The 14,765-nt window shown below is 67.3% G+C and carries 13 protein-coding genes; all 13 read right to left on the reverse strand.

The genetic code is table 11. The features are described 5' to 3' along the window. Positions 1-2: 2 nt before the first annotated feature. The gene (locus AC3A6Y_RS12570) at positions 3-1,019 is read right to left on the reverse strand and encodes an NADP-dependent oxidoreductase (protein WP_487868555.1); all 1,017 of its coding nucleotides are present in this window, start codon (positions 1,017-1,019) and stop codon (positions 3-5) included. A 12-nt stretch (positions 1,020-1,031) separates the two neighbouring features. Further along, positions 1,032-1,493, reverse strand: coding sequence for a PaaI family thioesterase (locus AC3A6Y_RS12575; RefSeq protein ID WP_487868556.1), 462 nt, complete (start codon positions 1,491-1,493; stop codon positions 1,032-1,034). A 176-nt stretch (positions 1,494-1,669) separates the two neighbouring features. Next, a complete protein-coding gene (locus AC3A6Y_RS12580) occupies positions 1,670-2,464 on the reverse strand; it encodes an SDR family oxidoreductase (protein ID WP_487868557.1) in 795 nt (264 codons plus the stop codon). Between the two features lie 43 nt (positions 2,465-2,507). After that, a complete protein-coding gene (locus AC3A6Y_RS12585) occupies positions 2,508-2,711 on the reverse strand; it encodes a hypothetical protein (protein ID WP_487868558.1) in 204 nt (67 codons plus the stop codon). Beyond that, complete coding sequence (locus AC3A6Y_RS12590) at positions 2,711-4,543, reverse strand: acyl-CoA dehydrogenase (protein WP_487868559.1); 1,833 nt, start codon at positions 4,541-4,543, stop codon at positions 2,711-2,713. The genes AC3A6Y_RS12585 and AC3A6Y_RS12590 overlap by 1 nt, the downstream gene beginning before the upstream one ends. Before the next feature lie 3 nt (positions 4,544-4,546). Further along, positions 4,547-5,722, reverse strand: coding sequence for an acetyl-CoA C-acyltransferase (locus AC3A6Y_RS12595; protein ID WP_487868560.1), 1,176 nt, complete (start codon positions 5,720-5,722; stop codon positions 4,547-4,549). Positions 5,723-5,750: 28 nt separating this feature from the next. Beyond that, on the reverse strand, positions 5,751-7,322 hold the full coding sequence (locus tag AC3A6Y_RS12600) for a M20 family peptidase (RefSeq protein ID WP_487869052.1): 1,572 nt from the start codon (positions 7,320-7,322) through the stop codon (positions 5,751-5,753). Continuing rightward, the gene (locus tag AC3A6Y_RS12605) at positions 7,243-9,345 is read right to left on the reverse strand and encodes a 3-hydroxyacyl-CoA dehydrogenase NAD-binding domain-containing protein (RefSeq protein WP_487868561.1); all 2,103 of its coding nucleotides are present in this window, start codon (positions 9,343-9,345) and stop codon (positions 7,243-7,245) included. Before AC3A6Y_RS12605 ends, AC3A6Y_RS12600 begins: the two co-directional genes overlap by 80 nt. 180 nt (positions 9,346-9,525) lie before the next feature. Continuing rightward, the gene (locus AC3A6Y_RS12610; protein ID WP_487868562.1) at positions 9,526-10,221 is read right to left on the reverse strand and encodes an ABC transporter ATP-binding protein; all 696 of its coding nucleotides are present in this window, start codon (positions 10,219-10,221) and stop codon (positions 9,526-9,528) included. 2 nt (positions 10,222-10,223) lie between these two features. Beyond that, positions 10,224-10,994, reverse strand: coding sequence for an ABC transporter ATP-binding protein (locus AC3A6Y_RS12615; RefSeq protein WP_487868563.1), 771 nt, complete (start codon positions 10,992-10,994; stop codon positions 10,224-10,226). Continuing rightward, positions 10,991-12,364: a branched-chain amino acid ABC transporter permease gene (locus tag AC3A6Y_RS12620; RefSeq protein ID WP_487868564.1), complete on the reverse strand. Its 1,374-nt coding sequence runs from the start codon at positions 12,362-12,364 to the stop codon at positions 10,991-10,993. The genes AC3A6Y_RS12615 and AC3A6Y_RS12620 overlap by 4 nt, the downstream gene beginning before the upstream one ends. A 2-nt stretch (positions 12,365-12,366) precedes the next feature. Then, positions 12,367-13,314: a branched-chain amino acid ABC transporter permease gene (locus tag AC3A6Y_RS12625; RefSeq protein ID WP_487868565.1), complete on the reverse strand. Its 948-nt coding sequence runs from the start codon at positions 13,312-13,314 to the stop codon at positions 12,367-12,369. A gap of 99 nt (positions 13,315-13,413) precedes the next feature. Continuing rightward, the gene (locus AC3A6Y_RS12630; protein WP_487868566.1) at positions 13,414-14,652 is read right to left on the reverse strand and encodes a branched-chain amino acid ABC transporter substrate-binding protein; all 1,239 of its coding nucleotides are present in this window, start codon (positions 14,650-14,652) and stop codon (positions 13,414-13,416) included. Between the last annotated feature and the right edge of the window lie 113 nt (positions 14,653-14,765).

The following is a 14,765-nucleotide window of genomic DNA, read 5'->3' on the forward strand; positions in this document are numbered from 1 at the left end:
GCCTAGATCAGCTTCACCAGTTGCTTGCCGAAATTCTTGCCCTTGAGCAGCCCCAGGAAAGCCTCGGGCGCCGCCTCGATGCCCTGCGCGACCGACTCGCGCGGCCGCAGCTTGCCGCTCGCGACCAGCTGGCCCAGCTCGGCCAGCGCCTCGGGCCAGACTTCCATGTGCTCGCTGACAATGAAGCCCTCGAGCTTGATCCGGTTGATGAGGAACAGCGCCGGGTTGGCCAGCGGCAGCGGCTGGCCGTCATAGCCCGCGATCATGCCGCACAGCGCGATGCGCGCGAAGGCATTGGCGCGCAGCAGCACCGCGTCGAAGATGTAGCCGCCGACGTTCTCGAAGTAGCCGTCGATGCCGTCGGGGCAGGCTTCCTTGAGCGCGGCGCTCATGCTCTTGACGTCGGGGTGCTGGCGGTAGTCGATGCAGGCATCGAAGCCCAGCTCGTCCTTCACGTACCTGCACTTGTCCGCGCCGCCCGCAATGCCGACCACGCGGCAGCCGCGCGCCTTGGCCAGCGCGCCGAAGGCGCTGCCCACCGCCCCGGCAGCGGCGGTGACCACGAGCGTCTCGCCGGCCTTGGGAGCGATGATCTTCACCAGCCCGTACCAGGCGGTCACGCCCGGCATGCCGACGGCGCCGAGGTAGTGCGACAGCGGCACATGGGTGGTGTCCACCTTCTTCAGGGCGCCGGGCTGCGAGGCATCGACCACGCTGTATTCCTGCCAGCCGCCGAAGCCGACCACCTTGTCGCCGACCGCGTACTTGGGGTGCCGGCTCTCGACCACCTCGCCGGCGGTGCCGCCCTGCATCACCTGGCCGAGGGGCTGCGGCTGGGCATAGCTCTTGGCGTCGTTCATGCGGCCGCGCATGTACGGGTCCAGGCTCAGGTAATGGTGGCGCACCAGGACCTGGTTGTCCTTCAGCGGCGGCGTCTGCGCAGTGACGAGCTTGAAGTTGGAGGCGACGGCTTCGCCCTCGGGGCGGTTGTCGAGCAGTTGCTGGCGATTGGTGGGCATGTCGAATTTCAGTTAATCGGTGGAGGGCGGACGCATGGCGTTCGCGCTGCCGGGGCCGGTGGGAAGGCGACGCTTGACGTACTTGAAGGTGCCGGTGGCATGGGCGCAGACGCGCTCCTGTTCATCGTAGATCGTGGCTTCGGTGAAGGCCAGCGTGGCGGTGCGGTGCATCAGCCGGCCGCGCGCATGCAGCGGGCCGACCGAGGGCCGCATGAAGCTGGTCTTCATCTCGATGGTGACCACGCCGAGCTCGGGCGTCTGGCTGCGAGCGGCGGCGGCCATGGTGATGTCCAGCAGCGTCATGCAGGCGCCGCCGTGGGTCACGTCGAAGGTGTTGAGATGCTCGGGCTTCGCCGTGTAGCAGATCTCGGATTCGCCGCCCTCGAACTTCGTGAGCTCGAAGCCCAGGTGGCGCGCGAAGGGAATCCGGCTCGCGTAGGAGCGGATGTCGATGTCGTCGGCGCTGGAGGCCATGTCAGCGACCGCCCGGCCGCCCGAAGGGCGCTGAGCGCCCCCTCGGGGGGCAGCGATATACGAAGTGACGAGCGTGGCGGCCTTGCATATCAGCGCCCGCCCGGCCGCCCGAAGGGCGCTGAGCGCCCCCTCGGGGGGCAGCGATACACGAAGTGAGAGCGTGGGGACCTTGCATGTCACGCACCGAGGACCACGCTCACCCCGCCGTCGACGGCCAGCCACTGGCCGGTGATGTGCTTGCCGGCATCGCTCGCGTACAGCAGCGTGATGCCCTTGAGGTCTTCGTCGTCGCCCAGCCGGCCCAGCGGGGCATGGGAGGCCATCTTGTCCTCGCCCAGCGACTTGATCAGCCCGGCCGCCATCTTGGTCATGAAGAAGCCCGGGCAGATCGCGTTGACGTTGATGTGGTACTTGCCCCATTCGGCCGCCAGCGTGTGCGTGAAGCCGATCACCGCGCTCTTGGAGGTGTTGTAGGCGAGGGTCTGCATCTCGGGCGGATTGCCATTGAGGCCGGCGATGGAGGCGATGTTGATGATGCGCCCGCTCTTCTTCGGGATCATGTAGCCGCGCGCGACCTGCTGGGCGAGGATGAAGTAGCCGCGGACATTGAGGTTCATCACCTTGTCCCAGGCCTCCACCGGGTGGTCCTCGGCCGGCGCGCCCCAGCTGGCGCCCGCGTTGTTGACGAGGATGTCGATCGCGCCCATGCGCTCCAGGGTCTCGTCGGCGAGGCGCCGCGTGTCCTCTTCCTTCGAGCAGTCGGCGGCGATCCAGCGGGCATCGATGCCGGCCGCCTGCAGCTCGGCCGCGGCCTGCTCCAGGTCCTCGGCCTTGCGCGAGCTCAGCATGATCCTGGCGCCGGCCTCGCCCAGCGCGTGGGCCATCTGCAGGCCCAGGCCGCGGGAGCCGCCGGTGACCAGGGCGGTCTTGCCGCTCAGGTCGAACAGTTGCTGGATGCTTCGTGCGCTCATGATCTCTTCTCCGGGCTCGGGGGGGTTGTGTCGATGTGCCCGGTCATGGCTTGAGCCTCGATCGAACGTAGATGAGAACGACGCCGACGATGGCCAGCGCCACGCCCGGCATGGCCATCGACCAGCCCAGCGCCTCGTTCACCCGGCCGGTCGCGATGCCGAGGATCAGCAGGAACAGGCCGCCGTAGATCAGGACCCAGATCCATTTCTCGAGCCTGGCATGGGGCTTGGGAGGGGGTGTGGTCATCAGAAGGCTTCCTCGGGAAGGGTTGCGCAGGTCGGGTCGCGGCGCTCCACCACCTGGAGCCAGGCGCCGATCTTGGGCAACTCGTAGTGAAAGAAATAGTCGGTCGCGCCCACGCGTCCGGCCGTGGCCGGCAGGGCTTTGGAGGCATCGCCGGCCAGGGCATGCTCGGCGACGTCGAGCCAGATCCAGGCCAGCACCGTGTGGCCGAAGGCCTGCATGTAGGGCACGGCATTGGCCAGCGCTTCCTGCGGGTTGCCGGTGGCCCAGGCCGCGCGGGTGGCGCTGCCGATGTGCTGCAGGGCCTCGGCCAGCGCCTTGGCATGCGCAGCCAGCGAGGGCATGCGCGCGGCGCGCTCGATGGTGTCGGTGATGCGCCCGGCCAGCAGCTGCAGGCCGCGGCCCTCTTCCATGAGCACCTTGCGGCCGAGCAGGTCGGCGGCCTGGATGCCATGGGTGCCCTCGTGGATCATGTTCAGGCGGTTGTCGCGCCAGTACTGCTCCACCGGGAAGTCGCGCGTGTAGCCGTAGCCGCCATGCACCTGGATCGCCAGCGAGTTGGCCTCCAGGCACCACTCGCTGGGCCAGCTCTTGGCGATGGGCGTCAGCACCTCCAGCAGGAGGCGCGCGTCGTCGGCGGCCTGGGCGTCGCCGGTCTTCTGCTCGTCGACCAGGCGGGCGCAATAGAGCTCCAGTGCCAGCGCGCCTTCGCAATAGGACTTCTGTGCCAGCAGCATGCGGCGCACGTCGGCGTGCTCGATGATGCGCACCTGCGGCTTCGCGGCGTCCTTGCCGGCCGGGCCGGCGGGCCGGCCCTGCGGCCGGTTCCTTGCGTACTCCAGCGAGGCGTGGTAGCCGGCCATGCCGAGCATGGTGGCCGCGGTGCCCACGCCGATGCGGGCCTCGTTCATCATGTGGAACATGCAGTGCAGGCCCTTGCCGGGCTGGCCCACGAGGTAGCCCACCGCACCAGGCTTGCCGTCGACCGGGAACCTGCCTTCGCCGAAGTTGAGCAGCGTGTTGGTGGTGCCGCGCCAGCCGAGCTTGTGGTTGAGGCCGGCGAGTGCGACGTCGTTGCGCGCGCCGGTGAGCCGCCCTTCCGTGTCGACCATCTTCTTCGGCACGATGAACAGCGAGATGCCCCGCGTGCCCGGCACCAGCTTGCCGTTCTCGTCCGGGATCTTCGCCAGCACGATATGAACGATGTTCTCGGTCAGCTCATGGTCGCCCGCCGAGATCCACATCTTGTTGCCCGTGAGCCGATAGCGCGGCCCCAGCGGATCGTCCTGGAAGTCCGGGCCGTCGGGCACGGCGCGGGTCGCCACATCGCTGAGGCTGGAGCCCGCCTGCGGCTCCGACAGGCACATGGTGCCCGCCCACCGCCCCGAGAACTCGTACTTCGCGAACACCGCCTGCTGCATCGGCGTGCCGTGCACCATCAGCAGGTTGGCGTTGCCGCTGGTCAGCATGTTGGAGCCGATGCTGACCGAGGCCATGGCGAAGAAGCTGTTGGCCGCGGCCTGCAGGGTGTAGGGCAGCTGCATGCCGCCGATCTCGTAGTCCTGCGCGGCGCTGAGCATGCCCGATTCGACAAAGGCCTTGTGTGCATCGTGCGTGGCTTGCGGCAGGATCACCTTCTCGCCGTCGAAATGGGGCTCCTGCGTGTCGACGACGCGGTTGAAGGGCGCGTACTTCTCGCGCGCGATTCGTTCGCAGGTGTCGAGCACCGCGTCGAAGGTCTCACGCGAATGGTCGGCAAAGCGCTCCCGCTCGTTGAGGGACTCGGCGTGGAGCCAGTCGTAGAGCAGGAAGTCGAGCGTTGGGCGAAGGCTCATGGCTCAGAGAACCTCGAACACCCCTGCCGCGCCCATCCCGCCGCCGATGCACATCGTCACCACGACCTTCTTCGCACCGCGGCGCTTGCCCTCGATCAGCGCATGCCCGGTCAGGCGCTGGCCGCTCACGCCGTAGGGGTGGCCCACCGCGATGGCGCCGCCGTTGACGTTCAGGCGGTCCCCGGGAATGCCCAGCTTGTCGCGGCAGTAGATCACCTGCACGGCGAAGGCCTCGTTGAGTTCCCACAGGTCGATGTCGTCGATCTTCAGGCCGAGGCGCTTGAGCACCTTGGGGATCGCGAACACGGGGCCGATGCCCATCTCGTCGGGCTCGCAGCCCGCGACGGCGAAGCCGAGGAAGCGGCCCAGGGGCTTCAGGCCCTTCTTCTCGGCGTACGTCTCCTCCATCACCACGCAGGCGCCGCCGCCGTCGGAGAACTGGCTGGCGTTGCCGGCGGAGATCAGGCCGCCGGGAATGGCCGGGCGGATGCCGGCGATGCCTTCCTTGGTGGTGCCGGGGCGAATGCCCTCGTCGTTCTCGACCGTGACTTCCTTGGTGCGCAGGCCCATCACCGGGTCGGCCACGCCGGCCAGCACGGTGATCGGGGCGATCTCGTCCTTGAACAGGCCCTTCTCGAGCGCGGCCGCGGCCCTCTGCTGGCTGGCAGCGCCGTATTCGTCCATGGCGTCGCGGCCGATCTCGTAGCGCTTGGCCACCTGCTCGGCGGTCTGCAGCATGTTCCAGTAGATCTCGGGCTTGTGCTTGACCAGCCAGGGGTCGGCCAGCATGTGCTTGTTCATCTCGTTCTGCACGCAGGAGATGCTCTCTACGCCGCCGGCCACGTAGACCTCGCCCTCGCCCGCCACGATGCGCTGCGCGGCGGTCGCGATGGTCTGCAGGCCCGAGGAGCAGAAGCGGTTGATGGTCATGCCCGAGGTGGTGATGGGCAGGCCGGCGCGCAGCGCGATCTGGCGTGCGATGTTGGCGCCGGTCGCGCCCTCGGGGTTGGCGCAGCCCATGATGACGTCGTCGACCTCCGCGGCGTCGATGCCCGCACGCGCCACCGCGTGCTGCACGGCATGGCCGCCCAGGGTGGCGCCGTGCGTCATGTTGAAGGCGCCCTTCCAGCTCTTGGCGAGCGGCGTGCGGGCGGTGGAGACGATGACGGCGCGGGTCATGGTGAGGTCCTTTGAAGAGATTGGAGGATTACTGGGGCTGCGCGGTATTGCGCAGCAGCTGGTGATAGAAGCGGATCATCTCGACGTAGTTGGCGATCGAGATGCGCTCGTTGGTGCCGTGAAAGCGCGACAGGTCCTCGGGACGGGCGCGCACCGGCGAGAAGCGGTAGACCGCGTCGCTCAGGATCGTGAAATGGCGCGAGTCGGTGGCGGCGATCATCAGGCCGGGCGCCACGATGGCATCGGGGAACACCTGGCGCACCGACTGGGCGATGGCGCGGTAGCCCAGGCTGTCGGTGGGCGACACCGGCGATGGCTCCGAATTGCCGGGATAGGCCTTGATGGCGATCGCGTCGTTGTCGATGGTCTTGCGCAGATGGGCTTCGACCGAGGCGAGGCTGTCGCCCGGCAGCACGCGGAAGTTGACGGCCGCCTCGGCGCGGCCGGGCAGCACGTTGTCCTTGTTGCCGGCGCGCACGATGGTCAGCGCGGTGGTGGTGCGCAGCATGGCATTGCTGCTCGTGCCCTTCTCGAGCTGGCCCTGTACCAGCGGCCCGAACAGCCAGAGGTTGGACAGCGCGAGGCGGTTGAAGCCGGTCATCTCGGGCGCGAGCGTGGCGAACATCTCGCCGGCCACGCCGCCGATGGCGGCCGGCATGGGGTTGGCCTCGAGCCTGGCCAGCGCGGTGCTCATGCTGCCGATGGCGGTGCGCGGGGGCGGCATGGAAGAGTGGCCGGGCGCCTGGTCCAGCGAGAGGAAGAAGGTGCCGTAGCCCTTCTCGGCCAAGCCGATCAGGGCGGCCGGCTTGTCCAGGCCCGCGAGCACGCCATCGGTCACCAGCAGGCCTTCGTCGAGCACCCATTCGAGCCGCACGCCGCGCGACTTCAACAGCTCCGCGATCGGCTTGGCACCGCGCAGGCCGCCGACTTCCTCGTCGTCGCCCGCGACCAGGTAGATCGTCTGCCGCGGCTGGAAGCCCTGGGCCACCAGCATCTCGATGGCCTCCATCTGGGCCAGCAGGTTGGCCTTGTTGTCCCAGGTGCCGCGGCCCCAGACGAAGCCGTCCTTGATCTGGCCGCTGAAGGGATCGGCCGCCCAGGCCTTCTCGGTGCCCGGCGCGATGGGCACCACGTCCTGGTGCGCCATCAGCGCGATGGGCCTGGCCGAGGAATCGCTGCCGGTCCAGGTGTAGAGCAGCGCGTGGTCGCCCACCACCTCTTTCTTGAGCGTGGCATGCAGCTTGGGGAACTGCTGCGCCAGGTAGGCGTGGAGCTTCTTGAATTCCTCGCCGCCGGACTGCAGGCCGTCCATGCCCGAGACGGTGCGGATCGGGATGGCGCCCGCCAGCCGGTCGGCCGCCGCCTTCTCGTCGACCACCACCGGCTGCGCCGGCGGCACCTGCAGCTGCAGCGAGGGGCGGCGCCAGGTGTTGCCCGCGATCACCACCGCCAGCACGACCACGGCCAGCAGCAGCGTCCACAACACCCGTTTGACCATGGCCTGCCCTCGCTCGCCTGCGTCAGCTGAACTGCTTGCCTTCGGCCACCAGCTTGCGCAGCAGCGGCGCGGGCTGCCAGAAGCTCGCGTCGTCGCGCGGATTGCGGGCGAAGCGCTTCATGGCCTCGGCCACGTTGTAGAGGCCGACCTGGTTGGCATAGTGCATCGGGCCGCCGCGCCAGATCGGGAAGCCGTAGCCGGTGAGGTACACCATGTCGATGTCGCCGGACTTGGAAGCGATGCCGTCCTCGAGGATGTGCGCGCCCTCGTTGACCAGCGCATACACCAGGCGCTGCACGATCTCCTCGTCGGAGATCTTGCGCGGGGTGATGCCCAGCTCCTTGCGGTGCTCCTCGATCATCTTGTTGACCAGCTCCGAAGGGATCGCATCGCGCTTGCCCGCCTGGTAGTCGTACCACCCTGCCCCGGTCTTCTGGCCGTAGCGGCCGAGCTCGCACAGCTTGTCGGCCGTGCGGCTGTACTTCATGTCCGGGTACTCGACCGCGCGGCGCTTGCGGATGGCCCAGCCGATGTCGTTGCCGGCCAGGTCCCCCATGCGGAACGGGCCCATGGCAAAGCCGAACTTCTCGATGGCCTTGTCGACCTGCTGCGGCGTGGCGCCTTCGTCGAGCAGGAAGCCGGCCTGGCGCGAGTACTGCTCGATCATGCGGTTGCCGATGAAGCCGTCGCACACGCCCGAGACCACGGCGGTCTTCTTGATCTTCTTGGCGACTGCCATCACGGTGGCGAGCACGTCCTTGGCGGTCTCCTTGCCGCGCACCACTTCCAGCAGCTTCATCACGTTGGCCGGGCTGAAGAAGTGCATGCCGACCACGTCCTGCGGGCGCTTGGTGAAGGCGGCGATCTTGTCGACGTCGAGCGTGGAGGTGTTCGAAGCCAATATGGCGCCGGGCTTGGCCACCCGGTCCAGCTCCTTGAACACCTTCTCCTTGACGCCCAACTCCTCGAACACCGCCTCGATGATGAGGTCGGCGTCCTTCAGGTCGTCGTAGGCCAGGGTGGTGGACAGGAGCGCCATGCGCTGCTCGTACTTGTCGGCCTTGAGCTTGCCCTTCTTGACCTGGGCCTCGTAGTTCTTGCGGATGGTGGCGATGCCGCGGTCCAGCGCCTCCTGCTTCATCTCGAGGATCTTGACGGGGATGCCCGCGTTCAGGAAGTTCATCGTGATGCCGCCGCCCATGGTGCCGGCGCCGATCACGCCCACCGATCGGATGGTGCGCTGGGGCGTGTCTTCGGGCACGTCGGGAATGCGCGAAGCCGCGCGCTCGGCCATGAACAGGTGGCGCAGCGCCAGCGATTCGGGGGTGAACATGAGCGCGGTGAAGAGCCGGCGCTCCTCGGCCATGCCGTCGTCGAACTTCATCTGCGTGGCGGCCTGCACCGCGTCCACGCACTTCAGCGGCGCCGGGTAGTTCTTGGACATGCCGCCGACCATGTTGCGCGCGAACTGGAAGTACGCGTCGCCCTGCGGATGCTTGCACGGCAGGTTGCGCACCAGGGGCAGCTCGCCGCCCTTGGCGGCCACCGACTTGGCGAACTCGACCGCCTCCTCGAACAGCGACTCGGGCGAGGCGGCCAGCTTGTCGAAGAGCTTCTGGCCGGGCAGCGAGGCAAGCAGTTCGCTCTTGACGGGCTCGCCGCTCACGATCATGTTGAGCGCGGTTTCCACGCCCAGCACGCGCGGCAGGCGCTGCGTGCCGCCGGCGCCGGGCAACAGGCCCAGCTTGACCTCGGGCAGCGCGACATTGGTGCCGGGGGCGGCCACGCGGTAGTGGCAGCCCAGGGCGAGCTCGAGGCCGCCGCCCATGCAGACCGAATGGATGGCCGCGACGATGGGCTTGGTCGAGGCCTCGAGGGCGAGGATCACGCTCAGGAGATTGGGGTCCTGCAGCGCCTTGGGCGTGCCGAACTCCTTGATGTCGGCGCCGCCGGAGAAGGCCTTGCCGGCGCCGGTGATCACGATCGCCTTGACGGCCGCGTCCTCCAGGGCCTTGGACAGGCCGTCGGTGATGCCGGTGCGCGTCGAGAAACCGAGGCCGTTGACCGGGGGATTCGCCAGGGTGATCACGGCGACATCGCCGAGCACTTTGTATTCAGCCGTCATGCTGCGTTCCTTTGGGATGGGAGAGGATCGAAAAACCGGGTTGGAGGGATGCAGCATGCACCTGGCTACGCTGCACCGCATCTAAAAAGCACGGACGTTCTTTTTTTGGGAAATTCTAGGCCTTTCCCGGAGGCCGGCAACGGCCTCCAGTCGCTGGCGAGACAAAGTCCCGGCCAAAGATCAGACCTCGAGCCACTCCTTGCGCGTCGCGGCATCGGCGCGCAGGCTGTTCGGCGTGCCGTCGAAGACGATGCTGCCGTGGCCCATGACGAGCGCGCGGTCCGAAATCGCCATCGCGATGGTCAGCTTCTGCTCGATCAGCAGCACCGAGATGCCCTTGTCCTTGAGCGTGCGCAGGTACTGCCCCACCAGCTCGACGATCTTGGGCGCCAGGCCTTCGGTGGGCTCGTCGATGATGATCAGGTCGGGGTCGCCCATCAGGGTGCGGCACAGCGTCAGCATCTGCTGCTCGCCGCCCGAGAGCACGCCGGCCTCGGTGTGCTGGCGCTCCTTGAGGCGCGGGAACATGCCGTACATGTCGTCGAAGGACCAGCGGCTGCCCTTGCCGCTGCCCTTCTGCCCGAGCAGCAGGTTCTGGTGCACGGTGAGCTTGGGGAAGATGTCGCGGTTCTCGGGCACGTAGCCGATCCCCATGTGGGCGATCTCGTAGGCCTTGCAGCGCAGGATGTCCCGGCCCTTCCAGTGCAGGCCGCCCTCGGCATGCACCAGGCCCATGATGGCCTTGGCGGTGGTCGAGCGGCCGGAGCCGTTGCGGCCCAGCAGGGCCACGATTTCGCCGGGATTGACCCCGAAGGAAACGCCATGCAGCACATGGCTCTTGCCGTAGTAGGCGTGGATGTCTTCGAGCTTGAGCATGTTCAGTGCCCTCCTGCCTGGGCATCGGCCACCGACGAGCCGAGGTAGGCCTCCTGCACGCGCGCGTTGGCGCGCACCGCCGCCGGCTCGTCGAAGGCGATCACCTCGCCATACACCACCACCGCGATCTTGTCGGCCAGGCCGAAGACCACGCCCATGTCGTGCTCCACGGTGAGCAGGGTCTTGCCGACGGTCACCTGCTTGATCAGCGCGATGAAGTGCGCCGTCTCGGTCTTGCTCATGCCGGCGGTGGGCTCGTCCAGCAGGATCACGCTGGCGCCGCCGGCGATGGTGACGCCGATCTCCAGCGCGCGCTGCTCGGCGTAGGTGAGGTTCACCGCCAGCACATCGCGCTTCTTTTCCAGGTGGACCTGCCGCAGCAGTTCCTCGGTGCGCTCGTTGGCGTCGTCCAGGTTCGAGAGGAAGCGCAGGAAGGTGTAGCGGTAGCCCAGGCTCCACAGCACGCCGCAGCGCAGGTTTTCGAAGACGCTGAGCTTGGGGAAGATGTTGGTGATCTGGAAGCTGCGCGACAACCCCAGGCGGTTGATCTCGTAGGGCCGGCGGCCATCGATGCGCTGGCCGTGCAGCAGCACCTCCCCGCTGGTGGGCTCGAGGCGTCCGCTGACCAGGTTGAAGAGCGTGGACTTGCCGGCCCCGTTGGGCCCGATGATGGCGATGCGCTCGCCGGCTTCGACCGCCAGGTCCACGCCGCGGATGATTTCGGTCTTGCCGAAGTTCTTGCGAAGCGCCTTCAGTTCCAGTGCATGCGTCATGCCGTCTCCCTGCGCTTGATCTCGACTTCGATTTCCTCCTGCGCGTGGCCCCAGGCTTTCGCGAAGCGACGGCGCGCCCATTCCACCAGCGCCACGCCCACCACCAGCAGGGCGCCGGCACCGGCCCAGCTGGCCACGCTCGTGGTGTCGAGCTCGACCCCCATGAAGTTGAGCTTGGGCCCGATCGCCGCGTTGAGCTGGATGTGATAGATCATTTCGACCAAGGCCGCCGCGCCGACCACCATCACGGCGCCGGTGAGGATGAGAAGGCCGTACAGGCTCCACAGCGGCTTGAACTTGCCGAACTTGGCGACCCGCAGGTTCATCATGACCAGGCTCGCGATGCCGCCCGGCGCAAACATCACCATGAACAGGAACACCAGGCCCAGGTACAGCAGCCAGGCCTTGGTCAGCTCCGACAGCAGCACCGAGGCCAGCACCAGCAGCACGGCGCCGATGATCGGCCCGAAGAAGAAGGTGGCGCCGCCCAGGAAGGTGAACAGCAGGTAGCCGCCCGAGCGGACCGTGCTCAGGCTGTCCGAGGCGTTGACGATCTCGAAGTTGATGGACGCCAGCGCCCCGCCGATGCCGGCGAAGAAGCCGGCGATGATGAAGGCCAGGTAGCGCACCCATTGCGTGTCGTAGCCGATGAACTCGACGCGCTCGGGGTTGTCGCGCACCGCGTTGAGCATGCGGCCCAGCGGCGTGCCGGTAAAGGCGAACATCAGCGCCGTGGAGACGAAGCAGTAGGCCGCGATCAGGTAGTACACCTGGATCTGGGGTCCGAAGGTGAGGCCCAGGAAGGGCGTGCCGTAGACGCGGTTGGTGGTGACGCCGCCCTCCCCGCCGAAGAAGCCCGGGAACATCAGGGACATGGCCGCAACCAGTTCGCCGATGCCCAGGGTGATCATCGCGAAGGTGGTGCCGGACTTCTTGGTGGTCACGTAGCCCAGCAGGATGGCGAAGCCCGCGCCCGCGAGGCCGCCGACCAGCGGGATCGTCACCAGCGGCAGCGGCACCGCGCCCTTGGTGGCGAGGTTCATCGCATGCACCGCGATGAAGGCCCCCATGCCGGTGTACACCGCGTGGCCGAAGCTCAGCATGCCGCCCTGCCCGAGGAGGATGTTGTAGCTCAGGCAGATGATGATGAGATAGCCGATCTGCGACAGCATGGTCAGGGCCAGGCTGCTGCGGAAGACCAGCGGAGCGACGATCAGGCTCACGGCGAAGAGCGTCCAGATCAAGGCGCGCCCGATGTTCCAGGGCTTGAAGCGGTAGTACGCGACCGGTTGGCTTGCGCGCGCCGCTCCGGCCCGCTCCGCCGGGCCGCCCACCGGCTCGAAGCCGTCGTGCGCCACGTTCTTTGTCATGTTCATCCCTCCCGCTTACCCAGCAGGCCCTTGGGCCGGAAGATCAGGATCAGCACCAGCAGCAGGTACGGCAGGATCGGGGCGATCTGCGCGACGGTGAGCTGGAGCAGGTCGTAGCCCGGGGTGCTGGCCGTCACCGCGACGCCCAGCGCCTGCAACCCGGAGGCGAGCGACTCGTCGATGGCCACCGCAAAGGTCTGCAGCACGCCGATCAGCAGGGACGCCAGGAAGGCCCCGGCCAGCGAGCCCATGCCGCCGACCACCACCACCACGAACACGATCGATCCGACGGCGCCGGCCATGGCCGGTTCGGTCACGTAGGTGTTGCCGCCGATCACGCCGGCCAGGGCAGCCAGCGCCGCGCCGCCGCCGAACACCAGCATGAACACGCGCGGCACGTTGTGGCCCAGCGCCTCCACCGTTTCGGGGTGGGTCAGCGCGGCCTGGATCACCAACCCGATGCGGGTGCGGGTCAGCAGCAGCCAGACCGACACCAGCATCAGCAGCGCGAGCAGCATGATGAAGGAGCGCGACTTGGGGAACTGCGTTCCGAACAGGGTGAAGAGCGGCCCCTGCAGCTGCGGCGGCAGGCCGTAGGGGACGGTGGCGCGGCCCCACACCAGCTGCACCAGTTCCAGGATCAGGTAGGACAGCCCGAAGGTCACGAGCAGCTCGGGCACGTGGCCGAACTTGTGAACGCGCCGCAGGCTGTAGCGCTCGAACAGCGCGCCGAGCGCGCCGACCAGCAGAGGCGCCACGATCAGCGCGGGCCAGAAGCCCAGCACCCCGGAGATCGTGTACGCGAAGTAGGCACCCAGCATGTAGAAGCTGGTGTGCGCGAAGTTGAGCACGCCCATCATGCTGAAGATCAGCGTGAGGCCCGAGCTCAGCATGAACAGCAGCAGCCCGTAGCTGAGGCCGTTCAGGAGGGAGATGGCAAAGAATTCCACGAGGTCTTCGTCGTCGTTGCAGCCGCGATGGCCAGGGCTAAAAAAAGCGCCGGGGAGCGACTTGCATCACCCGCCGGCGTTTTGCTGGTGGAGCCTGGCTCAGGGCGCCGGACGCTTCATCTCGCACGACGTGGGCGTGCTGGCGATGTAGGGCTCGAGGTACTTCACGGGCGCGAAGGTGTAGCCCGTGTTCTCCACGTTGTACTTGTACTTGGCGTCGACCTTCTGCCACTTGGAGATCCAGAGGCCCTGCTGCAGCTGGTGGTCGGTCTTGCGCATCTCGGATTCGCCGTTGAAGCCCTTGAACTTCAGCCCTTCCAGGGACGCGGCGACCTTCATGGGGTCGGTCGACTTGGCCTTGGCCATGGCGTCGCCCAGCATCACGATCGCGTTGTAGATCGAGAAGGTGTAGAAGTCGTCGTTGAACTTCGCCTTGAACTCGTTCATGAGCGTGCCGAGCTCGCCGGTGTAGTTCGAGTGGTTGTAGGCGATCTGGTAGACCTCGAGGTCGCCGCCCGACGCGAGCGCCGTGGGGGTGCCGGACACGCCCGCGTAGTAGGCGTAGATCGGGATCTTCAGGCCGGAGTCGTTCAGCGCCTTGATCAGCAGCGTCATGTCCTGGCCCCAGTTGCCGGTGACGATGGTGTCGGCGCCCGACTGCCTGATCTTGGCCACGTAGGGCGCGAAGTCCTTGACCTGGCCCAGGGGGTGCAGGTCGTCGCCGACGATCTTGGCGTCGGGCCGGTTGCGCGCCAGGCCTTCCTTGAAGTACTTGGAGACCTGCTGGCCGTGCGAGTAGTTCTGGTTGATGAGGTAGACCTTCGAGATCTTGGGCTGGTCCTTCATGAAGGAGGTCAGCGCCGCCATCTTCATGGAGGTGTCGGCGTCGAGCCGGAAGTGCGAGTAGCTGCACTTCTCGTTGGTGAGCACCGGGTCGACCGCGGCGTAGTTCAGGTAGACGATTTCCTTGCCGGGGTTTCGCTCGTTGTGCTTGGCCACGGCGTCGGCCAGCGGCACCGCCACGTTCGAGCCGTTGCCCTGCGTGACATAGCGGAAGCCCTGGTCGCTGGCCGCCTTCAGCAGGTTGAGCGCCTCCTGCGGGGAGCTCTTGCTGTCCATGCCCACGACCTCGAACTTGACCCCGGCCGCGTTCCTGGCGCCGCTGAGCTTCTCGGTGACGAGCTGCCAGCTCTTGAGCTGGTTCTGGCCGACATTGGCGAAGGGGCCCGAAAGGCCCTCGATCATCGCGATCTTCACGGTCTCGCCCTTCTGGGCCAGAGCGCCGGTGGCGATGGCGGCGAGAATGGCCGCGCTTGCAAGTCTCAGTGCGAATTTCATTGCTGTCTCCTGGTCATGCTGCAATGCGAGATGAGGTTACTGGTCTTTGCACCCCCGCCCGTCAGGGAATGCCCGTAAGAAGCCCGCCGCGGGGGCGCTTTCTATCACCCAGG

It is taken from the genome of Variovorax sp. Soil_C_17 (assembly GCF_057657265.1).

What these genes read in the sequence shown, in the direction of transcription:
- AC3A6Y_RS12605 (WP_487868561.1), bottom strand. Translation starts at nt 9,345, where the DNA reads ATGACGGCTGAATACAAAGTGCTCGGCGATGTCGCCGTGATCACCCTG.
- AC3A6Y_RS12630 (WP_487868566.1), bottom strand. Translation starts at nt 14,652, where the DNA reads ATGAAATTCGCACTGAGACTTGCAAGCGCGGCCATTCTCGCCGCCATC.
- AC3A6Y_RS12570 (WP_487868555.1), bottom strand. Translation starts at nt 1,019, where the DNA reads ATGCCCACCAATCGCCAGCAACTGCTCGACAACCGCCCCGAGGGCGAA.
- AC3A6Y_RS12575 (WP_487868556.1), bottom strand. Translation starts at nt 1,493, where the DNA reads ATGGCCTCCAGCGCCGACGACATCGACATCCGCTCCTACGCGAGCCGG.
- AC3A6Y_RS12620 (WP_487868564.1), bottom strand. Translation starts at nt 12,364, where the DNA reads ATGACAAAGAACGTGGCGCACGACGGCTTCGAGCCGGTGGGCGGCCCG.
- AC3A6Y_RS12610 (WP_487868562.1), bottom strand. Translation starts at nt 10,221, where the DNA reads ATGCTCAAGCTCGAAGACATCCACGCCTACTACGGCAAGAGCCATGTG.
- AC3A6Y_RS12595 (WP_487868560.1), bottom strand. Translation starts at nt 5,722, where the DNA reads ATGACCCGCGCCGTCATCGTCTCCACCGCCCGCACGCCGCTCGCCAAG.
- AC3A6Y_RS12615 (WP_487868563.1), bottom strand. Translation starts at nt 10,994, where the DNA reads ATGACGCATGCACTGGAACTGAAGGCGCTTCGCAAGAACTTCGGCAAG.
- AC3A6Y_RS12585 (WP_487868558.1), bottom strand. Translation starts at nt 2,711, where the DNA reads ATGACCACACCCCCTCCCAAGCCCCATGCCAGGCTCGAGAAATGGATC.
- AC3A6Y_RS12580 (WP_487868557.1), bottom strand. Translation starts at nt 2,464, where the DNA reads ATGAGCGCACGAAGCATCCAGCAACTGTTCGACCTGAGCGGCAAGACC.
- AC3A6Y_RS12590 (WP_487868559.1), bottom strand. Translation starts at nt 4,543, where the DNA reads ATGAGCCTTCGCCCAACGCTCGACTTCCTGCTCTACGACTGGCTCCAC.